Genomic DNA, 21,020 nt, shown 5'->3' with positions numbered 1-21,020 from the left:
TGGGCTTGTGGCGCAATGGTAGCGCGCCTGCATGGCAGGGAAAAACGCTACCCCATAATGCAGGAGGCTGGGGGTTCGAATACAGGCCTTACTTTGTATTGGGCCTCTCGTAAATCCCCCCGAGTCCATTTTTTTGAATTTAAGGAAGCTGCGTGGTTATAACAATATCTGCTGTGTTTTTGAGAGCAACAGAAAACCCGGGGTCTGCTCCTATTATTATAGTTTCTTTGCCTAGCTCTTTTGCCTTTACAAGAACTGGCCTAAAGTCTATGTCACGAGTCATAAGAGCTATTATATGTATTTTAGGGTTGAAAATCTGCTGTACGGCTTCTACGGCCATCGTAACGTCCACGTCCCCAGTTGTTATTATTGGTTCGAATCCTTGATTTGTCATCGCTTCGATTAGCTTGTCGGAGGCATACTGGTCAAGGAAGACTTTTGCGATTTTTATCTGCCCATACCGTTCTAACTGCTTTCTTATGCTGACTAAGTCGAGCTTCACATCTCGCCGTATTACGTTTGGCCCATCTACAAACAATGCTATGCTTTTTTCCTTTTTCTTTTGAGAAAGAAGCTGTGAAAGGGTTTTAATGACGTTGGACATGTTCATCAATTCCAAAAAATGAAATTGCATTCTGAGCAGTTTTTTTACCTGCTTCCTCCTCGCTTATGTTAAGTGAGTTGCTTATTATTCTAAGCGATACTTTAATATCATTAAGTGTCCTGCCGAGATAGGGAGCGTCAGTTTCTGCAAGAACGTGACCCTCGCCAGCTCGCTTTATTGCTTTTTTCCTTCCGGTTGAAGGGATAGGAGGAATTGAAATTAATCCACCAAGCTCAATTGCTTCCATCGCATCTTTTTCTGAGCCGGAGAAGCAGTGTAACATAAAGGAGGTTATGTTATAAGAACGAATAGTTGAAAGCAGCTCATCGAATGCTTCCCTGCAATGAAATACAACTGGCACGGATAAATTTTCTGCAAGCTCAAGCATCGAATGAAAACATTTTCGCTGCTTTTGTTTTTCTTCATCTCTTTTTGCCCAATGGAAGTCAAGACCTATCTCACCAACCGCAATTGGATTGGAGATTTTTATAAAGTTCTGCCATTGCGGGAGCATTCCTTCAAGGTCCTCTGTTCTTTGCGCAATTTGAGGGCTTATTCCCAATGAATAGAAAATGTTTTTATGCTTCTTTGCTATTTCGACAGATTTTTGGTTGGCTTCATGAGAATAGCCGGAAGTGATTGCAATAATCTCTTGTGGAACATCTATCTTGTCAAATGAGTCAAGATGACAGTGAGCGTCTACTAGCATACAGGCTGATTTAAAAACTCTATCTCATATAAACTTTCCTGTCTTTTTCGGCTATGAAGGGAACTGTTATGAGTAAGGTTTTTTCAAGCGCAAAGGAATTAAAGGAAGGAAAATACGTAATTATAGACGGAGTGCCGTGTAGAGTTGTTAGTATAGATTCATCAAAACCGGGAAAGCATGGCGCAGCAAAGATGAGGGTAGTTGGGATTGGCATATTTGATGGGCAGAAAAAGACCCTTCTTACACCTTCAGATGCAGACGTTGAGGTTCCTATAATCGAGAGAAGGAGCGCTCAGATTATAGCGGTGAGCGGTAATATTGCACAGCTTATGGATATTGAGACATTTGAAACTTATGAATTGCCGATTCCGCAGGAACTTGCAGGAAAGGTTGAAGCTGGGCGCGAATGCGAGATAATGGAAGCCCTTGGAAAGAGAGCCATCATAAGGGTGAAGGGAGAATAGTTTTTGGTTTTGAGGTGTCCAGATGGACATTTTAGTGAAAAATGAACGGGAAAATAAAAGCATTGGAAGAAGGGAAATAGAATTTGAAGGTGCAACAGAAGGAAAAACGGCCAGTAGAAAGGAAGTGTTGGAAGCTCTTGCAAGGAAATTTGCGGTTGATGTTGAGAATATAGTAATAAAAAGGATAGTAAATGTTTATGGAAGCCACAAATTTCAGGGAACCGCAAACATTTATTCTGATAGAGAAGTGTTAAAGGTTGTGGAGCCTGCATATCTCATAAAGAGGGGAACTGTCAAGGAAAAAGAAGTTAAGGAAAAATGAGAGGCGAAAGAATAAAGAAATAATAAAAAAAGTTGATGGCTGTGGCTAAAGGCAATGAAAAAGGGTCGGCAAAGAAAGCTTTTAAGCAGTATTCTCATCCTGATAAGACTTGTCCAAAATGCGGGCCTAAAAAGAGACTTGCTCAGCACAAGGATAGGCGCTCCTGTGGCAACTGCGGCTATTTTGAGCGTGTTTGATTTCTGAATTTGATTACAAAAATAGCAAATTAAGTGAATTAAGTGAAAATTGAGATTTATGCAAAGAAAAAAGACCATATCTTGCTTGTTAAATTCTTGGCAGCGTTTATAATTTCATACATTGCCTTTAGTTCTGGAGTTATTTTAGGAGTTTTGGATGCAGAAGAAGTAAGTAACGAGAATCTTTTTTTTGTCATTTTATTTTTTTCTGTTGCTTTTCTTCTTATATTGTGGCTGTCGAAAAGACATGGATGGAGGTCTGTTATTCTTTCAATTATATTCTTTGTTGCTATGAGCGGAATCCATAAGGTTGGGTTATTTTTCACTGACCTTTTGATTATGGTTGTTTTTATGGCTATTCCGCTTTACTACTACTTGTCTGAAGGCAGGAGCATTGCAGAATCTATCGCTTTGCTTGGTCTTGAATTAAGAGTAAAGTGGACCGGTGTAATTTTAAATGGTATCAGTGGAGCCATACAGATGTTTATAATTTCGTTTTTTATATCGCTTCTTTTGAGTGTTATTGGAATAAACGATCAGAACAAAATACAGGAAAAAGTCTCACAGTTTCCAGTCCATATTATTTTGGCGGCGATCGTCCTGTCTCCTCTGTCTGAGGAAATTTTGTTTAGAGGCTTCTTATATAGACATTTTGGGCTGGTGGTTTCAAGCGCAGTTTTTTCAATTTCACATTTAATATATGGTTCTGCTGCTGAATTGGTTGTTACGTTCTTTTTGGGTGCCTTCTTGTGCAGAATGGTTGAAAAAACAAATAGCCTTTATCCTGCGGTTATAGCGCATGGAATTTTTAACCTGACTGCAATAATATATATACGTGTGTTAGCAGGAGGGAGCCTTTGAATCTATGTTTTGCCTAGGCATCGAAAGCACGGCTCATACCATTGGCGTAGGCGTAGTTAGTGAGAAGGAGATCCTTGCAAACTCTCTTTCGGTCTACAGACCACCGGCTGGTGAGGGAATAATGCCACGAGAGGCTGCTGACTTTCACCAGCAGAATATAAAGATGGTGATTGCGGAGGGATTGAAGAAGGCAGGGGTGGGACTTGAGGATATAGACGTATTTTCATTTTCGCAAGGTCCAGGAATTGGGCAGACGCTTAGGATTTCATGTATTGCTGCAAGATACCTGGCAAGGAAGTATGAAAAACCGCTGTTAGGAGTAAATCATTGTAGAGGACACGTGGAGATAAGTAAATTTGAAACTGGATTTTCTGATCCACTGGTTCTTTATGTGAGTGGCGGCAACACACAGATTATTATCCGTCAAGGGCAAAGATATCGAATATTGGGAGAGACGCTTGATATTGGGATTGGGAATCTGTTTGATGTTTTTGCACGCGAACTTGGAGAAAAAGCTCATGGCTCGGTTATAGAGAAACTTGGAGAAGGAGGGGAGTTCATTTCCATGCCATATGTAATTAAGGGTATGAATTTTTCTTTTTCCGGTCTTCTAACCCACGCAAAAAGGTTGATTGGTAAGGCAAAAAAAGAGGACATATGCAAATCTCTTATGGAGACCTCATTTGCAGTGTTGTGCGAGGCATGCGAGAGAGCGTTGTGCCTTACAGGAAAGAAGGAGTTTATAGTTTGTGGTGGAGTTGCTCAAAATAAGAAATTACAGAGTATGCTATATGCCATGTGCAGAGGCCAGCAAGTTAGATTTGGTGTTGCGAGGAACGAGTATAATGCAGACAATGGGGCGATGATTGCGTATGTCGGGATGCTTGACTTTTTAAGCGGTAAAAGGATGGAGTTTAGCGAGTGTATCCCACGGCAGAATTGGAGGATAGATTCCCCATAATCAAATGTTGTTTTTTTTGGGGGGGCGTGTAGTTTTGTAACCCTACTCCTACGTGACCTATGTAAATTACATAATGAAAATTGGCAAGGGTTGAGGAGCAGTAATATTTCGAAATCATAATATTTCAGTTACGTTTAAGATGGTAGAGAGTAGTAGCTTGCCTGACCTTAGGGCTAACGATAGCGCTAACAGCTCTTTTTCTCCTCCACGGAGTTGACCTTTAAACTCTTCCATTTCTTGTTCACTTTCAAAAAGGAGTATGAGCCTCCCTCGTTGTGGAAGTTTTGGTATGCATGTGTTTGTGTGAATTTCAATTGTATCTTCACCACAAACTATAGACCCATCTTTTTTTATTTTGAATTTCTTACCTGATGAGAGGAGGAAGTCGTAGGCAGTGCGAAGCATGGAGGAGCGTTTTGGGTCTGCTTGGTGCATAACATAATGGTCCAGATAGTTTCTTACTTTACCTTCAGAAGCAAGGGAATTTAGGATTTCAAGTACGTTTTCATCAGAGAAGATAACATCTTTACCTTTTAGACGCATCCTTTCTTGGAGGGCCCTTCGGATATCCTGTAGTGTCAGCCCGAGGAATGGAGATGGAAAGTTACTATGGGCTGAGTTTATGGCTTCCAATGCTTCTCCTTTTGTGATTCGCACGGTTTGTTGAAGTGAGTGTTTGACATCTGGGAAAACAACTACAAGTCTCTCTCCCCTTCTCTTAAAAAAAAGGTAAATTCCAATAATTAAGAGAAGGGCTGGTAAGCCGTAAGTTGAATAAAATGAAAAGACACTGTGGGGCGGTTCTGCTTTGGTTAGTATCTCCTTTCCTTCTATCTTAAATCTAAAGTTGTGTTCTCTAGTCTTATCCATGCTGGTTGGAGAAAGGCGTATTGTCCCCCCAACGATAGGATGCCTTCCAAGATATGTTGCATTATCAACGTAGACTTCTGCATAGGTATCGCTCATTGGTTTTCCGTCCTCAGAAACGAGGAAAGAGTATAAGCCTTCTTGATAGGGAAAGTAGCTTACGGTTATATTTTTTACGTGAAGATAGGACTTGGTGTGCGTTTGCATGTATTGGTCATGAATTATAAGAAGATAGTCTCCTGGTTGAAGGTCTACTTGAAGTGGAAATGTCCTGAACCATATCTCCCTCATGCTCGCATTTCCGATATTTGTGCGAAATACTTCAACGCCATCTTTTATAATAGAAAGTGAAAAAGACAGAAAAACTGAAGACGAGAAGGTTCTATTTATTGCTGCTTGAAGTTCAAGTTCTTTTGAAGCAGCTGAAACTTTTGAATGGAGAAGATTGCCTGGTGGCTTTTTTGCTTTTTCGTCCAAAAGAAAGGTGTTGGAGGGAGTGAAAGAGAAGAGCCGCAAGTATCCTTCTGAAAACTGGGATGGAAAAAATATTGTCTTTTTGCTATGAGTAGGGGGAAGTGTAATTGAATAAAACGTACCTCCAAGCCAAGGCTGACGCAAAACGACATTTAGAATCTCTTCGCCGGCTTCCTTGGCCCTGTTGAACTTGTCAAGAGAAAGAGGAGAGTAATAAATATATGAATCCCCCAATGGTATAGTGTTCCATTTTTCTTTCCCACTAAACAAGAGGGCATTTTCTGGATTTGAGACTATGGAGCCGTCTTGTTCTAGCAAATAGATAGGAGGTAGTCCTAAATAGACGATAACATTTCTCTTGCTTGTGATATTCAGAATATTTTCATAGATGGGTTTTGGAAATACGCCGGTAGGCACTATGAGTATTGAATCCGAAACTGAGTTGAGGCGGTTGGCTGAAATAGATGAGAAGAATATCCCGGTTCCAAAAAGCTTTTTTTTAAGGTAATCGTTTAAAGCCTCGTAATCTTTTGATTCTATATGAGGATATTCAAAAAAGTATACTTCGCGTGATGGGGCTTTTGGAAACACCCCTGCGGTTATCGACGTGTTGATGGGTGAATCCAGCAGCAGATTGCAGTATGCTGCATAAGAGCCTTCTGCATTTGCGATTCCGCATCCTGCAGGTTGGATTAGAGCTTCAGCCTCTCTGTTTAATGCTGGTTCCTTTTCGTTGTCTTGAAAGAAAAAAATAGAAGTAATGGCGAAAAGAACGATAATTAATAGTAAAATTAAAGCTTTCTTTAGCATTCATTACCTCTTATTTAGGAGTTCTGGAAATCTCGAAGCTCTAAGAAAACCTATATTATTTTTGTAAAAAGAACGTATGTCTTCTATTCCAAGAAGCAGCATGAGTGGGCGCTCTAGTGATAGACCCCACGCAAGCACCGGATAGCGCTCAGAGAGTGGGAGTGACACTTCTGGTCTGAATATTCCTGCTCCTCCAAGCTCCATCCAGCTTTTTTTTGGTTCATACCACACGTGAACCTCAAGAGATGGCTCTGTATATGGAAAGTATGATGGTCGGAAGCGTATCTTTTCAAATCCAAGCTTTTTGTAAAATTCTGACAAAAAGCCAAGTAGATGGCAAAATGTTGCCCCTTCCCAAACAACGATTCCTTCAACCTGAAAGAATTCTGCAAGATGCTTGTAATCGGTTGCCTCATTTCTGAACACTTTTCCTATGCAAAAGTACTTTTTTCCTTCTCGTATGCCTGCTTTGAAATTGGAGTAAAGAGTCCTTGCTGAAACTGAAGTTGTGTGAGTGCGGAGGATGGTTTTTTTTGCTTCGCTTTCTTTCCATTTGTATTTCCATCCACGCATATGAACCTTTTTAATTCTCTGAACTAAGTCGTTGTCGGGCAATGGATGTTCTCCTTCTAAGTAAAAAGTATCTGCAAGGTCTCTTGCTGGGTGATCCTGAGGCTGAAAGAGAGCATCAAAATTCCAAAAGGAGGATTCTATCATTTTTCCCTCCATTTCCTCAAAACCCATCTCTTGAAATATTTTAGAGATTTTGTTTTGGAGTAGAGAGATGATGTGCCTTTTTCCGCATAGTGTTTCCTCAACCGGTGAACTTATATCGTATTCTCGAAGCTTCTTTCCTCTCCATTCACCTGAAATAAGCATTTGACGGGTAATTTGATTTATTTCTTCTTCTGATAAATCCGTTCGCTCAGCTTCATTCTTGCCATCAGATGTAAGCTCTATCGTGTATGTTTTCTTTTCCGATGCTTGTGCGAGACCTCGCAAAATAAGTTCTTGTTCACTTGGAATGTATGGGTTGGTCACTTCGCGTGTCAAGACCTCCGCACCTTTCTCAGTGAGTACTAGTTTACCACTCAAAATCTCTATCCAGCCTTTTTTCTTTGCCCAAGGCAATCCAATCTTTAGCTCAAGTGGGTCTAGATTTTCTACTGAAAGTCCTGCTCTTGCTTTCTTGGTAACTGACACCTCCGGAAAGCCGTTTTTGAGGTAGCTTTCACCTTCATTGGTGTATGAAAGAATTTTTGATGATTGAGAATTTATCTTTGCAAGTCCCTTCTCAGCAAGCCACATTGCAGCTTTTATTGCGGCGTCCTCTGAAAGGGATGCTTTCTTAGCGGTTTCTGATAGCGATAGTGAATGATTTAGGGGCCTGAGCGCCAAGAGAATGCGCTTTTCGTATTGGTGAAGAATCATAACACACTACCCTCCGATTTTTGTGTTTTTTCTGATTTTATTTCTGCTGCCTCCTAACCCCTTCCCTCCTACAGGAGATTATTGATTATTATTGGGTATAATCTATTTGATTTATTGGATTATTTTTGCCTATTTTTCTTTATTATGAAGTTTAGATAAAGATAAGAACCAACTACAACTACAATTATCACGATCACGGCTGCTCCTTCTGGCCCAAAAATGAGATTTTGGATTGATCTCTGGAATGAACCAAAGAAGCCAAGAACTTCTGATTCCAGGCTTTCTTCGTATTCAAATGAAAACTCAAAAATCTCTGAGCCGCTCCATGTGTATTTTTTGAATTTTCCTCCCGGTCCAACTCGTTCCTCAACTTCCAACGGTGGTGGTTGCATGAATGCTTTTGCATTTTGTGGAATCAGCAGTGTGAGGTTTTCCTGTCTTCCAACTCTTATTATCCCTGCTTCGCTTGATCCGATGGTGATGGAGTTGGTATTCAAGGTATATCGGGTGGTGCGTGGCTTAAATGCATCTGCAAAGAAAACTGAAGATTTTTGTTTTGTATTGTTCAGAAAAATAGGTGCTACATCATAAGTTAGAAAGACTGTGGCCTGACAGGTTGCCTTAAATTCATTGCACCAATACGGGGGAGTTAAGCGTAGTCGAACATTTTGTATGTTGGTGTAGGCACCGGATATATGATATCTGACATCTGAAAGATTCAGTATGTCTCTGAGTTTAGCAAGTTCAGTGCTCTTGATGGCGCTTCTATAAAGTGCTATTGATTGTTGTGAGGTTATAGTGATGTCAAGTCTCTCCTCTACGTATGTATTTCCCTTTTCATCTATTGAGATTAAAAGTGCAAAACGGTCTGTGGAGAAGCCTGAGAATAAGAGGCTCGAAATGGCGATTAAGGTAAAGAGCAAAGAACAACTTTTCATAGTACTTACCATCGTACTTACTAATGAAAAGCAGTTATTTAATAGTTTTGAAGGGAAAATATGAATGCTGAGGTGGTTGTATGATAGTAAGCGGGAGAATTAATTCTGTTGAAGTAAGAAAAGACAGCGACGAGCCTATGGTTGGAATTTCAATAAATATTTCTATGGACGATGTAAAGATAAATGGAAGGAGGGTTGAAGTCTATTACACATATCACGCCAAATATGACAAAGACGTAGGAAGCCTCAAAATGTCCGGAGTACTCTATGCAAATGAAGAGGAAAAAACTGCCAAAAAGATAAAGGAAAAGTGGGAAAAGGAAAGAAAGCTTCCAGATGATTTTGCAGAAGCTGTGTTAAATACTGTTAATTTCACTTGCTCAACTAATGGCATTTTAGCAGTCCGCATCGTGAATCTATCACCTCCGATGATGCCTCCAAAGATATCTATACAAAAGCAAGAGACACAAACCGAAGGCCACGAGAATCCGGCTTCATGATTATATGAAGTAGAACCCTGCGCTACAAGCAGATTATAAGAGAATTAGAGGAGTATTTCCATCCCATCATAGGCTGCCCGACTGTTTTTGAATATTCTTTTTGCTTCATCTTCAAGAATGGTTGGGTTGGGATATCTTCCGCTTATATGGGTGAGGATAAGGAGTTTTGACTTTGCCTTTTTGGCAAATCTTGCTGCATCAGCGCTGGTTGAATGGTTTCTTTCTCTAGCCTCTCTTGAGCGCTCAACAGAATAAGTAGCATCGTGAATTATGATATCTGCATTCTTTGCTAGTTGAGGCACTCTGTGGAGAGGCTTAGTATCTCCAGTATACACAATGCATTTTCCCTTTGCCTTGTATGATATTTCTGAAAGGAGTATTGTTCTGTTTCCTACTTTTAGTTTTCCTTTTTGAAGTATTTGTGAAAACATCGGTCCTTTTAAGCCCATGGCATGAGCTTTCTCTGCGATAAATCTTATCTTTTCGCTTTCTTGGAAGATGTATCCAAATGAATACTTAAGGCCATGATTTGAACGAAATGCAAAAACACAAAAGCCTTTATCAGAATATACTTTTCCTCCCCTTAGAATATCAAAAACCTCCACATACTCTTCCTTTTCAAAGAGATTTTTGGTTCCAGGCGGCCCAAAAATCTTTATTTTTTCAGTCCTTCCCTTTAACTTCCTTGTTTCAAGCAAGCCAAATATTCCAAGGAAATGGTCTAAGTGCAGATGTGTTATGAATATAGCTACGACTTTTTCATAGCTGACGCCGTATCGCATCATCTGTCTCTGAGTGCCTTCTCCACAATCAAAAAGATAGACTGAACCGTCTTTTTGGATTGCGATGGAAGAAAGATTACGGTCGGGAGAGGGTATTGCTGCTGAGGTGCCTAAAAAGACCAGGCGAATCATATGTGAGTTAGTATTCAAAAGACTTTTAAAAAGAAGCCCAAAAGAAGAATAGGAAGGTGATATGAATGGCTGATGTTGGACTTATAGCTAAACTTTCAGAGGCATTTGGGATACCTGGAAGAGAGGAAGGGATAGTGAAAGTTATGCGTGAAGAGTTTGAAAAAGCCGGATTAGAGGTTGAGATAGATAGGTTTGGGAATGTTATTGCTCGAGGGAAGGAAGCTGGAAAAAGGCCTCTTATGTTCGGAGCACATATGGATGAGATTGGCATGATGGTAAAACATATCACTGACAAGGGATTTATAAAATTCATCAAAGTAGGAGGGATAGATAACAGAACCCTTGTAAATCAAAGAATAATAATCCAGACGAAGAACGGGAATGTTTATGGGGTAATAGGCTCAAAGCCGCCACATCTTATGAAGGAGGAGGAGATGAAATCAGCAATTGACAAAAAAAACCTCTTTATTGATGTTGGAGCTAAGAGTAAGAAAGACGCCGAAAGCATAGGAATTTGTATTGGAGACCCCATATGCTTTGATATGAAGCTCCAGAAGCTTGCAAACTCACGGATAACTGGGAAAGCGTTGGATGATAGGATAGGATGCTACATATTGCTTGAACTTGCAAAAAGACTGAAGGGTAGTAACATATTGTTTGTTGGGACAGCGCAAGAAGAAGTATCTACCTTTGGAAAGGGAGCAAAGATTTCAGCATACAATGAAGAACCATCTGCATTCGTTGCTGTTGATACTTCCATTGCTGGAGACCATCCCGAAGTCGGCGAGGATGAAGCTCCCTTAAAGTTAGATGGTGGGCCTGCCATCACATTCGTTGAAGCTGGTGGAAGAGGCAACGTTGCTGACAGAAAACTTCTCCAAGATGTTATAACTATTGCAAAAAAAGCAAAGGTTCCAGTACAACTTGAGGTCATTGAGGGGGGAGCAACGGATGCTGCAAGCGTTTATAATGTAAGAGGCGGCATTCCTTCAATAGCAATCTGCGTCCCAACTAGGTACATACATTCAAATGTTCAAGTCTGTTCTTTGAAGGATGTGGATAGGACAATTGACCTACTTGTAGCTGTTGGCAAAAATCTTAAAGTTTAAGCCAGTGTAGGCATGGGGCTTGTAGGGGCATGGCAACAGTTAGCTAGCCTATTTTTCTTTTTATCTGTTCAAGTTTCTTCTCAAGAGAGTCGAGGTATATCTCCACCACTTCAAATGAACCCTTATTTAGCTTATCCTTTGCAAGCTTAAGTTCAAGTTCGGCATCAAACACATCAACTTCTTTTGATTTGAGATATTCCATCGTTTCGACTATCTTGGAAATTCGTTCATTGTATTTCTGATAAGTTTCTAGAGCCTTGTCTGAGAGGCGGACTATTGAATGAAGCAACGGCCTGAATGAAACAAAGTATGGGTTGCCTCGGTTAAATTCTGCATTTTGTATCATGGCGGTTCCAACTGGGGATTTGACTATGTATCGCAATATTTCTTCCCCGTATTTCATCTTTATGCGGTTGAGGTCTTCTTCGTATTTTGTTCTAAGCTGGATTTCTGTTGATATGTTTGTTTTTATCTCGCCTACAAAGTCAGATAGAACCTGTGAGGATAGAAGCATTCCTACTCCCCATTTTCTAAATTCTCGCACAGCGCGTTCGATATTGGTAAAGCCCTTTCCTGTGCCACCAAATTTTGGAAGTAGTCTGTGAACTTCGTCAAACACTATAAGGAGCCTAAGCTGTTTTGATTCGTCAAGCTTAAGCTCAAATACTTGGTCTATTACATTTGAGACCAATGTTTCTATGTCTGTGGATTTGAAGCCTGCAAGGGTAAAGACAGATATTTCACCTTGCTTCATGAACTCTCTAATGTTTATCTTTTGGCTTGGGTTTTTTAGGAGGTATATATTACCAGAGAACGCCGTGGCTTCTGATTTGCTCATTCCAAACTGGGGGTAGAGATCCAACATCTCCTTTGTAGTGTTCTTTCTTAAGAATCCTGTCCATTGAGCAGTTGGGTCAAAAACGATTACCGCAACTTTTTTCTTTAGCACTTCTTCAACTATAACCTGAGCTGCAACGGTCTTTCCTGAACCAGACGCGCCTGCAATAAGGGTATGCATAACTAGTTTGTCTATGGGGAATCCGGCACGCACATTTGTCTCTGCTATTTTTCCTATGAAAGCTGTCCGCTCATCAAACTGAGGTAGCTTTGAGAAGTCTATTTTTACCATAAATCTCTTCTTTTCTCTCTCCCTCCGCTTCCACAAGACATACCCGCCACCAACAAGCACAAGCACAACAAAAAAGAGGAGTAGAGGTGTGAGGGAGCGGCGAACTTGTACTGTAGAAACTGATACGGCTTCTCGTGAAAGTCCTGAAGACACAGGGTAAGTTGCAATTGCACGGAGTATATACTTCCCTTCAACTGCATCGCCAGGCACTTCCACCGTCTTAACTGATGAGAGTGAAGTCTCTATTGCAAGAGCCTCTTCGATTTGTGTTAAGATTTTATCAGTTGTCTGCTCGATCATTTGGATTTTCAGTTGGGCATCAACTCTGCGAGCTTCCCCAAGGTTGTAGATGTTTGTTTCTATTCTCAGCCTTCCGCCGGGTTCAACGACATTGTCGACGGGCTGTATTTTTAGGTCCAATAGCCTATCTTTTTCCTGCAATATCCTAAGATTAAATGGTACTTGTATCAATCCACCGACGTCGTTCTCAAATTCAACCGAGCCATAATATACTCCCGGCTTTGCGTCTGGGGGAAGTGTAACGTAGAGAGTGATATCCGCCTCACCGTGTGGAGGGATGGTTAAGGACTCTACGGAGGGCACAACGTATGGCTTTACGTTGCCCACTACTCTTATGGTTACTTTGGTTTCAGCATCTAATGTACTTCTTAGTGTAGTTGAAGTAGTTGTTTCCTCTCCTGGATAAAGCTCAAAGTATATGCTGTTTGTAACAGTCTGCATTCCGTGGGCAGAAAGATTTGCTCCAGCCATAAGTTGTGAGCTTAGGTTTTTGTAAAGCTCTTCTATGAGTGCAACTTGCTTTTTGAAATCTTCGCTTCCCGGCTGCATAGACTGAAGCTTCTCTATCTCAGTGCGTATCTCTTTTAGCTGTTGCTCGCTTGCGCCTTGGATAGTTGTGGTGGAATAAGAGGTTGAGCTTCCACCGCTAACCTGAACTTGAGTGGATTGACTTGGAAGCGGACAATCTGATGGGCATAAGGCATTACTTTCTCCATAAGTAGAATGGCAGACGCCATCGCCACAGATATATTCAGCTACTGCGTATGCTGAGAAGCTTGATATGTTTGCACTTATTTTGTGATTTATTCTATCTACATAAACGTTTGTTTGGCGCTCCCAGCCAGATGTACACGTGCGTGTTTTAAAGTCCCAGACAGAGCACTTGTACAAGCCGACGTTTGATTCTGAAACGTAGTTTGTTCCTGAATAGTCCATAGTAACTGTTCCGTTTGTGTAATTTACAGAGATATTAGTTATTGAAATAGCTTTTAGTGCCCCCCTTCCAACATATGTTGGATATATCTCGTCAATTCTGAAAATGTTGGAGATGTTGTTTGAGATATTTACCCCATTTATTGTTGCTTTGTGGCCAAATGCCAGGAGCTCAAGATTCACAATATCGGTTGCGTTTACTGTTTTGTTGAAAACTCCACTTGAGTTGAACGCAAATAGGATATTTCCTTCAACGTCGTAGAGTCTTATTTCAACGATATGAACAGTCGCATTTGGTCCTGTAAAGTTTCCAGCTATATAACCGCCGCGGAGAACGTTGAACGCTGAAGTATTTGTTGAAGTTAATCCTGAAGTATCGTTTGCACGGGCTGATATCTTATAAGTTCCGTAATTGAGCTCGGAAGTATCAAGATTGTTTATATAATATGGATCTGAGAAGGTGAGGGGAAGACCATAAACTGATCCATTTGGGTATGTGATGTTTGCCGAAACGTTTGATACACCAGCATTGTCTGTCACAAAAATGGTTATCGGAATAATCCCGCCTCTGTACTGAGATGGTGCGGTGATATTTATATGCGGAGGCACCGTATCAGTATACTGGATTGAGTTGCTCTTGGAATCTGAGGCTGAGTATTCTCCATAAACTGCATAAACCACGAGAGAGTTGTTGATTGTGGATATTGAAGGAGCCAAGCAGGATATTTCCCATTTGTCCAAATAGCTGTAGTTTGCAAGCGGACATGACGAGCCCCCTACACTTACGCTCCAATTGACTCCACTGGTGACTTCTGTGCCCTCAAGATAAACGCGGGCAGTTATGTTTATTTTGGTTTCTGGAGTAATATTCGATTCTGGATTTTGAGAATTTGGAGATAACACAGTAACCGTAAAGTTCACAACATTTAGTGAGACATTTAGTTGGAGTGACTGTGGCCTAGCTGATGAATTGGAGAGAGTTATTGTAATTGTCCTGTTTCCTGGGGAAGTTGCATTTGCAATAATTTTGAAGACTCTTGCAGAAGATTGATTCTTTGGCAAGTATAGCAAGGTTTCATTTGCATATGCAATTGAGTTGTTGGTAGATGAAGAGAGTTGAAAGTTTATGTTTCCTTTGTTTTCTATTTCAAAGTATCCTATTGCTGTCTCCCCCGTGCCGACCGTTGAGTTAAAGTAAGTTTGGTTTATATTCCATGAAGCATTTGACGGAACGACTACTTGAAGCTGGACTGTCTTATTGTTTATGCCTTCTCCATAGGCATTTATTATCGCAAGATACGTTCCGGGTGGGTAGGCATAAGGTATTGAGACGTTTATATTAACTGTCTGTGCTGAACCCTCAGTTATCGACTCAAAATATGTTGGTGCCATTGAAGTCTCTTTCATCTGACAGACTGTACCAGAAACGCAAATGACGTTCACCCCTAGCGCGGTCCCTGTTCCGCTTGAGACTACTGAGAATGACGAAGTTCCGGTTCTGTTGTGATGTACTGTCAGGGTGTCTGGGCTTGAAACTGAAATATCCGGTTGGCCACTTGTTGGTTGTGACTCTCCAAGAACGTATGCAACCTCTTTGTCGCTGTCAGACAGCTGAGTGGTGTTTGCGGATACTGTGTCACGAACTTTGTCAACTACACTGGTGAGTTGGGACCATGAACCCGAGCAGGTTTTAGTAGAGAAGTTCCAATTTCCACACTTGTAAATTTTTAAGTAGTCCTCAGCTGTTGTGAGGTCTTCTGAATTGTAGGAGATGGTAATGGTTGCGCTTTCTGTTATATTTGAACGCAATCCTACTCCATTTACGCCGTTTACTAGATTTGTTTCTCTTTTTTGTATCTTATCGAAATCAAATGAGTCAGTATAGGAGACAAGATTGATTTTATTTATGGTCAGATTCAAACCGACTTGAGAGGAGTATATGTTTAGGTCATACAGCCTATCGTGAATTGTTGCCCGATACTGCCCACTTGAATTTGTTGAAAAGTTTTGAAGGAGTTGGTTTGTTCCGTTTCTGTAGAGATTAAATATTGCTACAACTGGTTGATTTGATGAGTTTTTAATATCGCCGCTGAAGGCTGCGTCGCTCCATACCTCAAAGTAGTCTGTTGAATAGTTTGAGTTGCCGGTGGTATCGTTGAGCCAATAGATGACGTCATAGTCCCCTATTGACAGATTTGAAAGGTTATATCTGTATGTGTATTGGCCGCTCTTGTTCAGAGTAACATTTGAAGATAGCTGTAAGATATATACACTTACCGTGCTTATGTTGATGTTATCTGAGACGTTAAGCTCAATGGAGACATTTGTACCTGAAACATTTTCGCTACTTGCAACAATTGCAGGGGGGGTTATGTCCAGATAGTGTATGGAGTCGTTAGTCGTGTTTTTGATTATGATGCTGAGAGTTGAATAGTTTGCATATATCGTAAGATTGTGCCATAAACCGTCGTTTTCCGAAGGAGCTGTGCAGTTTATCATCCAAAGATTTTGTGCTGGGATGTTGACGTAGCCTGATACTGGACAAGAGGAGCCGTTAACAAAAGCTTGGAAGCTAACGTTTTCGTTTATATAAGAGCCCGCTGCGGTCACGGTCGCATTTATATATATGGTGTCCCCTCTGCGTATGTTGACTTGTTTGACATTTTTGTTTGGACTTATGCTAACAAAACCTGAAAACGCCTTAAAGTCTAATGGAATTGTGGTTAAGGTGTTGTTTGTCGTTTCGTTTATTGTGAGAATTCCTTGGTAAGTTCCCGGAGAGAGTGGGGCTGAGTAGGTAAGGTTAAGGGTATAATTTGTTAGTTTTATGACTTCACTGCTGAGAGTTTCCAGAGAAAGAACTTCGGTGATGTTTCCGCTTAAGTTGAAGTAGAAGAAGAGATCCTCATTGCCACTGTTTTGGATTGTAAAGGAGGTGGCGCCTGAGGAGCCGATGACTGCTGAAGTGTTGAATGATGTGGGAGTCACGGACCATGAATAATCAGAGCCTACAATAATAGTCATTATGGTTTGTGCGCCTGATTGAACTGCTGTTGCGTTTATGGGGATTGGATAGGGTCCTGCAATCTGCCCACGAGGCACTCTTATTGAAACGTTTATGGTCTTTAGAGTGCCTGGGGGAATAGTAGATACCGCGCTTTCGTTGAAGGTTATGTTAAAGGTTAGGCAATAAGTGCCACGACAAGTAAGGTTTAGGCTTAAAATTGGGTCGTTTCCGGTTGAGTTTAGATAAAGTAGGGTGCTCGAATTTGTGCCTTGCTCCAGATAGACTGAGAAATCCTCCTGCATCGTCAGAAGCGGATTTGGAAGGACAGATATTTCTAAAAGTGAGGTACTCGTGTTAGTGCTATTTGAGTTGTCCGGATTAGTCCAGTTAACTTTTATGTATGTATAGTATGTTCCCGGTTCTGTGCCAGTCGGTACGGTAACGGTTATGTTTCCTTCTTTTCTTGTTGAGTTTGAGATTGAAGAGTAGTTCCAAATCGACGAGACCCAGTTTGGCGGTTCCTGTCCAAAACCAATAGCATACTTTGCAGTACCCATTCCGGTGTTGTTTGCATAAACAGTGATAGTTACGTTCTTAGATGTTGTTTGATTGATTCCTGAAACTGAAACGGAAGTTGAGTTCATGGTTACAAGCACGGAAGTTTTTCCGATTATGGTTAGATTTCTTGAAGCATTGCTCATCTTCCCCCCTGTATCAGAGGCAAAAATTGAAAGGTTGTATTTGCCTCCAACTGTTGGAGTATATTGGCATTTCCAACAGTCTTGGCATCCAGCTATCTGGCTTGCTTGAACTTTTTGGGTTGAGGTAAGAGTGAAATTGCAGTGAACGGAGTTCGAATCAACTAAGTTTTGGTCATCTTTGACTGTGAAGTTTATTCGAAGCTGGACATTTGCTTCTGAAATAAAGCCTGGGCTTGCGTTTATCTGATCTGAAATCGTTGGTGGTTGATCGACAACCTCTAAGTTCATTATTGTAAAGTTTGAGGTAGGTGTAGCAGAGAGATTTGTAAAGGTTATGTTAAGAGTCCACGTTCCCGGTGTGGGAGAGCCTGAATGAGACGGCGTGAAATTGTAAAGTTCGCCTATATGAAGCGTGATGTTTGTTGGATTTGTTCCCGGGTCAACTGCCGAGCCGACAAACGAGCCGGAGTAAGATATCGTGAAGTTGAGCTCGATGTTTCCAGTGTTGTTTATATAGGCAGTTCCAAGTGAACCTGAGTTGGATAGGCCTGTGGTGTTTGTCTGGTTATATGGCGTTAAGGTCCAGGCGTGCATTGCAGGAACATTGACTGAGATGTTTATTGAAATGTTGTTTGAGTTAGAAGTGTTCACATCAAAGTGACCAGTGTAATTTCCTGGCAAAGTGTAGGTGGGCACAGTTATATTAACCGAGACGTTTTCAGACGATCCCACGTCTATACTGACAAATGCTTCAGGTGCAAAGGCAACCCAGGATGATGGAAGCGTATTTGGAATATAGCTTACTGAAACGCTTCTGACGTTATCATTCCCTGTTGAGTTTAGAGAGAGGTTAAATCTTCCGGTCGTGGAGTGGTTTATTGTAGTGTTGTAGTCTGCAGAAGTAAGAATCGGGTTTCCGGTTACTGTGACTGCAAGATATTTCTCACTTGTGGTGCCTATGGAAAGGTTATTGTTCGTAAAATTGGATCTGAAGTAAAGATAATATGTTGCCTGTGGTGCTTGTGCATTCACCGTTACGTTAAAAGAAACTGTGCAGCTTCCGCCACCATAGTTTATTGATTGTGTGCAGTTTTCAGTTGATGTTGTCGTAGTTACGTACTGCGGTGAGACCGCATGCGTCATTGAGACGTTGGCGCGGTGAGCCTTTGCGTTTCCAGTGTTATTTAAAGTTATGTTGTAGATGACATAGTAGCCAGCATGTAGGTCGTTTATTGTTATAGGGGTCAGCTGCCCTATCTGTGGTAGCATCGTAAGGTTCGTAAAGCCCAAGGTGCTCAGTTCAAAGCCTGTTGAGTTTACGTTCCCTGCATTATCAAGAGCAAAAATGGTGATATTGTAGTTTTTGTTTAATGGTGGTGCAGCAAGAGAGCATGACCAGGCGTTTGAGCCACCTCCTGTAAAGTTTGCGCTTATGTTTATACCTGCCTGCTCGCAAAGGACGCTTGAAATCCCTCTATTATCGGTAACGTTTATGTAGACCGTGTATGTGGACTGAGGTGAAGTGTAGTTAAATACATTAAGTCCTGTTGTGGTAAGATTTTCGATGTACGGAGGAGTATTGTCAATTATAAAAGTAGTTGAGTTTGAGCGCAATATTCCTTGAACTGAAAGGTTTGTATAAGCTGAGTAATTTCCTTCTGATAGTGAAGAAGCAATGTCTGTCTCGTTTGAATAGTTTCCTGTAGATGCCTTTCTTGCTGAGAGAACAGCAATGGAGCAGTTCTCGGGGCTTTCTGCGTTGCTTATGCAAAGGGAAAGAGCACTTGCATCCGCGTAGGGATAGTTTGAAACGTCGGTAAAGATGACTATAGAGATGTTTATCGGGTCTGATGACTTAAAGTGGCTTTTGTTTGTTCTGATTGAGGGATAGAATTCAAAGACAGTCATATTCTCTGTCCTGTTGGCTGATCTTCCCAAGTCAGTAAAGTTTACTGAAACGTTGTATTGGCCTGATTCGTAAAGCGGGATTCCGAATAACCAGGAAGCATTAGTTACGTTGAATGTATAGTTGAACCAGCCAGTTGAATTAGTAGACGGAGGCCCTGGTGGGGAGAGGTCATTATCTGAGATCTGAGTGCCGTTGAAATAGATAGTAATTGGTTTGTTTTTTATGCCTGCTCCTCCGAATTCAGCACGACCAACAACAGAAACATTGGCGCCTTTTACTACGAACTTAGGAGTAAGGTTGAAGGAGATGGACGGTGAGCAGGAGGGATAGACCGAGTTATTGTCTCCATCGTCAATAATCGTTGCACCCTCGTTTTGGCATCCGAAATTGTTGTAGGTGTATGCGGTTAGGTTGATTATAGAAACTCCGGTGTTGTTTTCTATTATGTTGAATGAGGAATTTGAGGTTTGTGTTGTTCCGTTTATATAAATTGTGCATGCAGAAAGCTGGTTTGAGACAAGAGAGTTTTGATTCGATAGGAAGAGGCCAAAGCACAGCGTCGGCGAGCTTATGGTGTTGTTTTCAAAGATTGAGGAGTTGGTGCTGGTAAGATTTATTGAAATGTTGTACTCTGATATGATCGTGTTATTGGCTATCCTATTTGATTTTGAGTATGGGGAGGCATAGGCTTGGCCATACACTGACTTTATTGTGTTGTTAGTGAGGGTGTTCTGCTCTGAGGATGCAAGATATGCCCCAAATGAATAATTGGATATGAAAACGTTGTTTATGAAAGTGTTGTTTTGGCTACCTGTCGTTAATTCTAAGCCGTAGCGTTTGTGTGATATCCCTGTATTATTAACAAATGTCACGTTAGTGCCAGGGGAGAGGATTATAGCTGGGCCTAATGTGGAAATTGCTGTGTTGTTTATTACGATATTGTAATCGCCGGGATCAAGGGCTCTGCCAGAATATGAGGAGATGAAGTTGTTTTTGATAGTATTATAGAAATATGTATCAATGCCCCAACTCCTGTTTGAGAATACGTAATTGTTTGTTACATTAGAATAGTTGGAGAAGCGCAGGAATATTGCTCTTGTGTAGTTTGTAGTTACTGAATTGTTGTGCAGGACTAGATAGTTTGAATACTCTGCCCTTATGCCTTCAAATGGAAATGTGCCAACAGGCTGCTTGATAGAGATGGTATTGTTTTCAATGATAGTTGAAGGTGCAGAGATTAGGTAAATTCCCTTTGAATCGGTCATGTTTGCCTGAATTGAATTGTTTAATATGTAGTTTTGGTTTGCATTTGACAGAGTAATCCCATATTTAAACATGTCAATTATGCAGTTTTTGATAGTTGTATTGGAATAGGTAGAATAGACCCCATAAGAGTCTTGTGTGTTTGTTCCGTTGATTGTGTATCCTGCGCAATTAAGGGTGACATTTTCCGCTGTTATGTTAAAACATGTGGCACCGCCCCAGTTGGTGATGTTGGAGGTTAGGATATAAGTATAACCTGCCGATGTTAAGTTCGAGCAGGAAGATATGAAGATTGGTGGGGGATAGTTCCATGTGCAACCAACCTGCCCAAAGTCTCTAAAGTTAAGTGGATTGTTGCATGCGTTGTCATATGCATAGGATATATTAGAGGATTTGTTGTCTACATCGACGGAGTTTAAGCCAAGAGAGTTGTTTGCTATATAGGTGTTGTTTGAGTAGGTTATGTTTATCCCAAAGTATGAGTTTGAGATAAGGGTGTTGTTTACTATCCTGAGGCTCTGCTTAGTTGGATCTATGGCTTTTATGCCTCCACCTAAATTGTTGTTGATTTGATTGTTAGATATGTTTGGACCAGGAGTAGTAGAATACACAGTAAC

Annotated in this window: 14 protein-coding genes and 1 tRNA gene; 8 read left to right on the top strand and 7 right to left on the bottom strand. The window is 41.0% G+C overall.

Going from position 1 to position 21,020, the window contains the following annotated elements; all coding sequences use genetic code 11:
- Position 1 precedes the first annotated feature (1 nt).
- A tRNA-Ala gene (locus QXF67_03160) sits at positions 2-128 on the top strand.
- An 11-nt stretch (positions 129-139) separates the two neighbouring features.
- Here the strand turns inward: QXF67_03160 and QXF67_03155 are convergent.
- Both QXF67_03155 and QXF67_03150 read right to left on the bottom strand, forming a co-directional pair.
- The gene (locus QXF67_03155) at positions 140-604 is read right to left on the bottom strand and encodes a TIGR00288 family NYN domain-containing protein (GenBank protein MEM3060504.1); all 465 of its coding nucleotides are present in this window, start codon (positions 602-604) and stop codon (positions 140-142) included.
- Entirely contained in the window at positions 588-1,313 is a 726-nt protein-coding gene (locus tag QXF67_03150; GenBank protein MEM3060503.1) for a TatD family hydrolase, read from the bottom strand. Before QXF67_03150 ends, QXF67_03155 begins: the two co-directional genes overlap by 17 nt.
- A gap of 53 nt (positions 1,314-1,366) precedes the next feature.
- Here QXF67_03150 and QXF67_03145 point away from each other — a divergent pair, with 53 nt between their 5' ends.
- The 5 genes from QXF67_03145 to kae1 are packed head-to-tail and all read left to right on the top strand — an operon-like array spanning position 1,367 to position 4,118.
- On the top strand, positions 1,367-1,777 hold the full coding sequence (locus QXF67_03145; protein MEM3060502.1) for a translation initiation factor IF-5A: 411 nt from the start codon (positions 1,367-1,369) through the stop codon (positions 1,775-1,777).
- 22 nt (positions 1,778-1,799) lie between these two features.
- The gene (locus QXF67_03140; protein MEM3060501.1) at positions 1,800-2,099 is read left to right on the top strand and encodes a hypothetical protein; all 300 of its coding nucleotides are present in this window, start codon (positions 1,800-1,802) and stop codon (positions 2,097-2,099) included.
- A 35-nt stretch (positions 2,100-2,134) separates the two neighbouring features.
- Positions 2,135-2,296 (top strand): hypothetical protein, encoded by a 162-nt coding sequence (locus QXF67_03135; protein ID MEM3060500.1) that lies wholly within the window; start codon positions 2,135-2,137, stop codon positions 2,294-2,296.
- A 42-nt stretch (positions 2,297-2,338) separates the two neighbouring features.
- Positions 2,339-3,157 carry a type II CAAX endopeptidase family protein gene (locus QXF67_03130; protein ID MEM3060499.1) on the top strand — a complete coding sequence of 273 codons (819 nt, stop codon included), beginning with the start codon at positions 2,339-2,341 and terminating at the stop codon, positions 3,155-3,157.
- A 4-nt stretch (positions 3,158-3,161) separates the two neighbouring features.
- A complete protein-coding gene (kae1, locus tag QXF67_03125) occupies positions 3,162-4,118 on the top strand; it encodes a KEOPS complex N(6)-L-threonylcarbamoyladenine synthase Kae1 (protein MEM3060498.1) in 957 nt (318 codons plus the stop codon).
- A 114-nt stretch (positions 4,119-4,232) separates the two neighbouring features.
- Here kae1 and QXF67_03120 read toward each other — a convergent pair whose 3' ends face one another.
- From QXF67_03120 to QXF67_03110, 3 genes are all read right to left on the bottom strand, one after another.
- Positions 4,233-6,269 (bottom strand): hypothetical protein, encoded by a 2,037-nt coding sequence (locus QXF67_03120; protein ID MEM3060497.1) that lies wholly within the window; start codon positions 6,267-6,269, stop codon positions 4,233-4,235.
- A gap of 3 nt (positions 6,270-6,272) precedes the next feature.
- Positions 6,273-7,700 carry a phenylalanine--tRNA ligase subunit alpha gene (locus QXF67_03115; GenBank protein ID MEM3060496.1) on the bottom strand — a complete coding sequence of 476 codons (1,428 nt, stop codon included), beginning with the start codon at positions 7,698-7,700 and terminating at the stop codon, positions 6,273-6,275.
- 119 nt (positions 7,701-7,819) lie between these two features.
- The gene (locus QXF67_03110; protein MEM3060495.1) at positions 7,820-8,638 is read right to left on the bottom strand and encodes a hypothetical protein; all 819 of its coding nucleotides are present in this window, start codon (positions 8,636-8,638) and stop codon (positions 7,820-7,822) included.
- An 80-nt stretch (positions 8,639-8,718) separates the two neighbouring features.
- Between QXF67_03110 and QXF67_03105 the strand changes: the two genes are divergently transcribed.
- Positions 8,719-9,138 carry a hypothetical protein gene (locus QXF67_03105; protein MEM3060494.1) on the top strand — a complete coding sequence of 140 codons (420 nt, stop codon included), beginning with the start codon at positions 8,719-8,721 and terminating at the stop codon, positions 9,136-9,138.
- Positions 9,139-9,182: 44 nt separating this feature from the next.
- Here the strand turns inward: QXF67_03105 and QXF67_03100 are convergent, their stop codons facing one another.
- Positions 9,183-10,052 carry a ribonuclease Z gene (locus tag QXF67_03100; GenBank protein ID MEM3060493.1) on the bottom strand — a complete coding sequence of 290 codons (870 nt, stop codon included), beginning with the start codon at positions 10,050-10,052 and terminating at the stop codon, positions 9,183-9,185.
- A 65-nt stretch (positions 10,053-10,117) separates the two neighbouring features.
- On the opposite strand from QXF67_03100, the gene QXF67_03095 reads away from it, so the two are divergent.
- Positions 10,118-11,161, top strand: coding sequence for a M42 family metallopeptidase (locus QXF67_03095; GenBank protein MEM3060492.1), 1,044 nt, complete (start codon positions 10,118-10,120; stop codon positions 11,159-11,161).
- A gap of 43 nt (positions 11,162-11,204) precedes the next feature.
- On the opposite strand, the gene QXF67_03090 is transcribed toward QXF67_03095, so the two are convergent.
- Positions 11,205-21,014, bottom strand: a complete 9,810-nt coding sequence (locus QXF67_03090) for a right-handed parallel beta-helix repeat-containing protein (GenBank protein ID MEM3060491.1) — start codon at positions 21,012-21,014, stop codon at positions 11,205-11,207.
- Positions 21,015-21,020: the final 6 nt, after the last annotated feature.

The sequence above is a fragment of the Candidatus Anstonellales archaeon genome, assembly GCA_038869735.1.
Lineage (GTDB): Archaea > Micrarchaeota > Micrarchaeia > Anstonellales > CG1-02-47-40 > JAWCQO01.
This window is presented reverse-complemented; position numbering and strand designations above follow the sequence as displayed.

Excerpts from the sequence above, each read along its gene's own strand:
- QXF67_03120 (MEM3060497.1), bottom strand. The coding sequence starts at position 6,269 with ATGCTAAAGAAAGCTTTAATTTTACTATTAATTATCGTTCTTTTCGCC.
- QXF67_03145 (MEM3060502.1), top strand. The coding sequence starts at position 1,367 with ATGAAGGGAACTGTTATGAGTAAGGTTTTTTCAAGCGCAAAGGAATTA.
- QXF67_03155 (MEM3060504.1), bottom strand. The coding sequence starts at position 604 with ATGTCCAACGTCATTAAAACCCTTTCACAGCTTCTTTCTCAAAAGAAA.
- QXF67_03110 (MEM3060495.1), bottom strand. The coding sequence starts at position 8,638 with ATGAAAAGTTGTTCTTTGCTCTTTACCTTAATCGCCATTTCGAGCCTC.
- QXF67_03150 (MEM3060503.1), bottom strand. The coding sequence starts at position 1,313 with ATGCTAGTAGACGCTCACTGTCATCTTGACTCATTTGACAAGATAGAT.
- kae1 (MEM3060498.1), top strand. The coding sequence starts at position 3,162 with ATGTTTTGCCTAGGCATCGAAAGCACGGCTCATACCATTGGCGTAGGC.
- QXF67_03135 (MEM3060500.1), top strand. The coding sequence starts at position 2,135 with ATGGCTGTGGCTAAAGGCAATGAAAAAGGGTCGGCAAAGAAAGCTTTT.
- QXF67_03140 (MEM3060501.1), top strand. The coding sequence starts at position 1,800 with ATGGACATTTTAGTGAAAAATGAACGGGAAAATAAAAGCATTGGAAGA.
- QXF67_03095 (MEM3060492.1), top strand. The coding sequence starts at position 10,118 with ATGGCTGATGTTGGACTTATAGCTAAACTTTCAGAGGCATTTGGGATA.
- QXF67_03105 (MEM3060494.1), top strand. The coding sequence starts at position 8,719 with ATGATAGTAAGCGGGAGAATTAATTCTGTTGAAGTAAGAAAAGACAGC.
- QXF67_03100 (MEM3060493.1), bottom strand. The coding sequence starts at position 10,052 with ATGATTCGCCTGGTCTTTTTAGGCACCTCAGCAGCAATACCCTCTCCC.
- QXF67_03115 (MEM3060496.1), bottom strand. The coding sequence starts at position 7,700 with ATGATTCTTCACCAATACGAAAAGCGCATTCTCTTGGCGCTCAGGCCC.